This window comes from Streptomyces sp. NPDC054841 (genome assembly GCF_053611045.1).
Window position 1 is genome coordinate 1 of the sequence record NZ_JBSGZO010000592.1, and the last position, 4,671, is coordinate 4,671.

Annotated in this window: 5 protein-coding genes and 1 pseudogene; 1 reads left to right on the top strand and 5 read right to left on the bottom strand. The window is 71.5% G+C overall.

Features of this window, described 5'->3' with window-relative positions:
• A partial coding sequence (locus tag ACWGI8_RS39910; protein WP_453668345.1) for a M17 family peptidase N-terminal domain-containing protein occupies positions 1-278 on the bottom strand: 278 nt, incomplete at its 3' end.
• Positions 279-580: 302 nt separating this feature from the next.
• Complete coding sequence (locus tag ACWGI8_RS39915) at positions 581-1,369, bottom strand: adenosylcobinamide-GDP ribazoletransferase (RefSeq protein WP_453668346.1); 789 nt, start codon at positions 1,367-1,369, stop codon at positions 581-583.
• 68 nt (positions 1,370-1,437) lie between these two features.
• Here ACWGI8_RS39915 and ACWGI8_RS39920 point away from each other — a divergent pair, with 68 nt between their 5' ends.
• Positions 1,438-2,205 carry a hypothetical protein gene (locus tag ACWGI8_RS39920; protein WP_453668347.1) on the top strand — a complete coding sequence of 256 codons (768 nt, stop codon included), beginning with the start codon at positions 1,438-1,440 and terminating at the stop codon, positions 2,203-2,205.
• Here the strand turns inward: ACWGI8_RS39920 and ACWGI8_RS39925 are convergent.
• The 3 genes and pseudogenes from ACWGI8_RS39925 to cobT form a co-directional block, all read right to left on the bottom strand.
• Positions 2,145-2,774, bottom strand: a complete 630-nt coding sequence (locus ACWGI8_RS39925; protein WP_453668349.1) for a hypothetical protein — start codon at positions 2,772-2,774, stop codon at positions 2,145-2,147. The two genes, ACWGI8_RS39920 and ACWGI8_RS39925, sit on opposite strands and share 61 nt — an antisense overlap.
• Positions 2,775-2,839: 65 nt before the next feature.
• Positions 2,840-3,351, bottom strand: a pseudogene (locus ACWGI8_RS39930) (phosphatidylglycerol lysyltransferase domain-containing protein); the annotation flags it as partial.
• Positions 3,352-3,531: 180 nt separating this feature from the next.
• Positions 3,532-4,599: a nicotinate-nucleotide--dimethylbenzimidazole phosphoribosyltransferase gene (gene cobT, locus ACWGI8_RS39935; RefSeq protein WP_453668348.1), complete on the bottom strand. Its 1,068-nt coding sequence runs from the start codon at positions 4,597-4,599 to the stop codon at positions 3,532-3,534.
• Between the last annotated feature and the right edge of the window lie 72 nt (positions 4,600-4,671).

Sequence of the window (4,671 nt, forward strand, 5' to 3'; positions counted from 1 at the left end):
GTGTACGCCTCGTCCTTCTCCGGGACGGCACCGAGACCGACCGCGAGCACGACCGGGATCTTGAGTCCGGACGGCGCGGGCAGCTTGGTCACCTCGCCCTCGGCACCCGAGGCGCCAAGGGTCTCGAGGACAGTGGCGAGCTTCCCGCCGAACGCCTTGTCCACGGCCTCGGCGCCGGCGGCGACGACCGGGCCCTTGGCGCCCTTGGCGACGCCCACGACGACCGCGTCGGCGCGCAGCGTCGCAGCGCCGGCAGTGCTGAGAGTGAGAGCAGTCACGGTGGTGAATTCTCGCTTCCGTTTAGTCCTGTGGCCGAAAAGGTGGGCTCGGCCGTGCCCGGCGCATCGTAAATCGGGCGAGTCGGAGCGCCGGCACCGAGCCTACGCGCGCTGCCGACGTTCGCTCATGGCGGCGGCCGTTCACCCGTCCGTGGTGTCTCCGTCACGTTCCAGCGCGGAGGGTGAGTCCTGCGTCACACTCGGGCCGAATGCGCAAGGGAGCAGGTTGCTGCTTTGCATGATTTCTGCTGGTCCTCCCCGGGATCTCCGCAGGTGAGGGCCGTCGATGATCCGGCCGGCCGTCAGCCCAGCGTGAGGGCGACCAGCGCAACCGTCCCCGCAGTCTCGGCGACCGCCCCGAACACATCGCCCGTCACTCCGCCGAAGCGCCGTACGCAGTGCCGCAGCAGCAGGTGGGCGGCGCCGAGCGCGGCCACGACGGCGAGGGCGTACCGGAGCGTCCCGTACGGGCCGAAGAGTGCCCCCGCTCCCACGGCGGCCACGGTGACGAGGGCGGTCACCGCCCACGCATGGCTTACGGGGACGGTGGAGGCGACCGCCGCGCCGAGGCCTTCCGGGCGGGCCGCGGGGACGCCCGCGCGGGAGGCGAGGGTGAGGGCGAGACGGGCCACGACGCCCGCGCACGCCGCCGCCACCGCGCCGTACGCCCAGCCTTCCGCGTACAGCTCATGGAGGGCCGCGACCTGCGCCAGCAGCACGAAGATCAGTGTGATCACACCGAACGGCCCGATGTCCGACTGCTTCATGATCCGCAGCGCGTCCTCGGCGGGCTTCCCGCTGCCCAGGCCGTCGGCGGTGTCGGCGAGGCCGTCGAGGTGGAGTCCCCGGGTGAGTACGGCGGGTACGGCGGCGGAGCCGGTCGCGGCGAGCAGCGGGCCCGCGCCCAGCAGGAGCAGCAGTCCGCCGATGGCCGCCGCGCAGAGGCCGACGACGAGTCCGGCGAGCGGGGCGCAGAGCATTCCCGCTCGAGCCGCGTCACGGTCCCATCGACTGACGCGCACCGGCAGCACGGTGAGGGTGCCGAAGGCGAACCGTATTCCGGCGGGGCCGGCTGTCTTCAAGGAGCTCACCGCGCGCAGGGTAGTCGGTGCGCTCCGACGGTAAATTGCGCATGACGGACAAAACAGGAGCGGGTGGCATGGGTCACTGGTTTTACCGCAACATCGTGGAGCCGGGAAAGCTCCCGCTGTTGCTCGCGCTGGCCTCCTTCGTCCTGACCTTCCTGATCACCCGGACGGTCACCCGGCTGATCAGGGCCGGGAAGGGACCGTTCCGCAACGTCCGCTCCGGCGGCCTCCACATCCACCACGTGGTGCCCGGCATCGTCCTCACCGTGACCGGCGGCTTCGGGGCGGTCGCCAGCAGCGAGCAGACCGGGGCCGGCACCATCACCTTCGCGGTGATCTTCGGCATCGGTGCCGGGCTCGTTCTGGACGAGTTCGCGCTGATCCTCCATCTCGACGACGTCTACTGGACCGAGGCGGGCCGCAAGAGCGTTGAGGTCGTGGTGCTCACGGCGGCCCTGCTGCTGCTCACCCTCGGTGGATTCGCGCCGCTCGGCGTCAACGACATCACCGAGCAGGAGCGCGACGACCGCCGGGTCTTCCTGCTCACCCTCGCCGTCAACTTCGGCTTCGTCCTGATCGCCCTCCTCAAGGGCAAGCTGCGGATGGCGATCATCGGCATGCTGGTTCCGTTCGTCGCGCTCATCGGCGCGGTCCGGCTGGCCAGACCCGCCTCGCCCTGGGCCAGGCACCTCTACCGGCGCCGCCCGCGCTCCCGGGCGCGGGCGTTCCTGCGCGCCTTCCACCGGGACAGGCGCTGGAGCGGGCCACGCCGCAAGCTTCAGGACCTGATCGGCGGCGCACCGGACCGGCTGCCGGCGCGCGACGCCGACCACCGGTGAAACCCGGTGGAGACCGTGCACACCACCAGCACCCCGCCGATGGCCGCCAGATGCTCCTTGCCCGCGAGATTGTTCTTGACCAGCACCTCGACGACCATCGCGAAGATCACCACGCTCATCGTGATCCAGGCCCGGTAGCGATAGCAGACATAGATCGCGAGACCCACCACCGCCGCCGACGGGCCGGTGTCCACGACCTGGGCGTCGGTGGCCGGCAGCCCCAGCGGATGATCCGGACCGAACGCGATCGCGACCCGCGCGAACATTGTCCCGGCCAGCGTCGCCGCGTACGCGATCGCCAGGGTCCGCCACCGGCCCAGACAGATCTCGGCGATGCCGAACACCAGCAGGATCTGCACCAGTGCGCCCCACACCGGCAGATCGAGCGCGGGCACGAAAAGGGAGAGCGGGGTACGGAGCAGCGCGAGCGACAGGGGGTCCTCGGCTCGCAGCGAGCCGATGTTCTGCACGGGCTGAAAGCCCCAGGACTGGTTCTGCACGAGCTGGAACAGCGCGGTGAGGCAGACCGCGGCGAGCGTCATGGGGACCGCCTGCCACTTGTTCGTCATGAGCGCCGCCCGCGCGGTCGTGTACAGGGGGCCCCACTCGCGCCGCGCGAAGGCGCGCGGCGCGCTCACCGCGTACCCCGCTTGCTCTCCAGGTGCTTGCGGTGGAGCCACTTGGGCAGGCCCGGGGCTTCCAGGAAGCCCTCGGCGCGAGCGGCGGCGATGCCGATGCGCAGGAGATCGGCGCTCTCTTCGAAGAGCATGGAACGTGGCTCCCGGATGGGTCGGTACTTGGCCTTGGCGCGGTACAGCGACTCGATCTGCCACCAGCGGGAGAAGAGGCTGAGGAGCGAGCGCCACAGCCTCGGCACCGGTCCCGCGCCGAGCTTCGAGCCACGTTCGAAGACCGGCCTGAACATCGCGAAGTTCAGTGGGACTTGAGTGATCCCGATCTCGCGTGCGCGCTGCGGCAGCTGGATGGCCATGAACTCCATCAGGCCGTTCCCGGCGTCCCGGTTCCGGCGCACGAGATCGGGGGAGAGCCCCTTCGCGCCCCATGGAACGAAGCTCGGAAGCGCCGCAACTCGCCCTGCGCGTCCGTGTATTCGAGCATCACGCAACGCCCGTCGGCCGGGTCGCCGCGCTGCCGCGCGACCGGACGGTCGAGCGGGTGGAGCCCTCGACTGACAAGGCAAACAAACGGACCTCTCCCATGAAACGCGATCATATGGGGCACCGCGTGACATGGAGGGTGCGTGCGGCCGGTCGTCCCGGGCCGACCGGTGCGGCCGGTCGTCCGGGCCGGCCGCACGCGGCTGTGTCAGTCCGTTTCGCCCTCGTTCTCGGTACGCAAGGGCAGTTCTGCGGCGAGCGCGGCCGATGCCTGCACGAGGGGGAGAGCGAGCAATGCCCCGGTTCCTTCCCCGACAGTGACGCCGTGGTCGAGGAGAGGGTTGAGCGCCATCCGGTCGAGCGCCTTCGTCTGCGCCGGCTCGCCGCTGACCTGGCCCGCGAGCCACCAGTCCGGAGCGCGGAACGCCGCCCGCTGCGCCACCAGCGCACACGCCGCCGATACGACACCGTCCAGGATCACCGGCATCCGGCGCACCGCGGCCTGCAGCAGAAAGCCCGTGGTCGCGGCCAGATCCGCGCCGCCCACGGTCGTCAGCAGCGCCAACTGGTCGCCCAGTACGGGCCGGGCGCGGCGCAGCGCGTCACGGATCGCCGCGCACTTGCGCATCCACGCCAGGTCGTCGATGCCGGCGCCGCCGCGGCCCGTCACCACCGAGGCGTCCGTCCCGCACAGCGCGGCGATCAGCGCGGAGGCGGGAGTCGTACCGCCGACACTCAGGTCGCCCAGCACCACCAGGTCGGTGCCGGAGTCGGCCTCCTCGTCCGCGATCGCCATCCCGAGGCGTACCGCCTGCTCGGCCTCCTCGGTGGTGAGCGCGTCCTCCACGTCGATGCGTCCGCTGCCGCGGCGCACCCGGTGACGTACGACGTCCTCCGGCAGCAGCGCCGGATCGCAGTCCAGTCCCGCGTCGACGATCCGCACCGGCACGTCCATCCGCCGGGCCAGCACCGCGACCGGGCTCGCACCCTCCAGCACGGCCCGCACCAGCTCGTGCGCGGTCCCCGCAGGCCGTCCCGACACACCCAGCTCCGCGACCCCGTGATCACCCGCGAACAGCACCACCCGCGGCTGCTCGACAGCCCTCACCGGCACGGCCCCCTGCGCGGCCGACAGCCACTCACCCAGCTCGTCCAGCCGCCCCAGCGCCCCGGGCGGTACGGCCAGCCGCTCCCGGCGTTCCTCGGCATCGCGCCGCATGCCGTTGTCGGGGCGCTCGATCAGGTCGGAGAAGTCGTCGAGATTCAGCGAGCTCATTCGCCGAACAGTACCGGCCGTTGGCGCCCCTGCCCCCGCCAGGTCGCCCGTCGCGACCACCCGTCACGACCT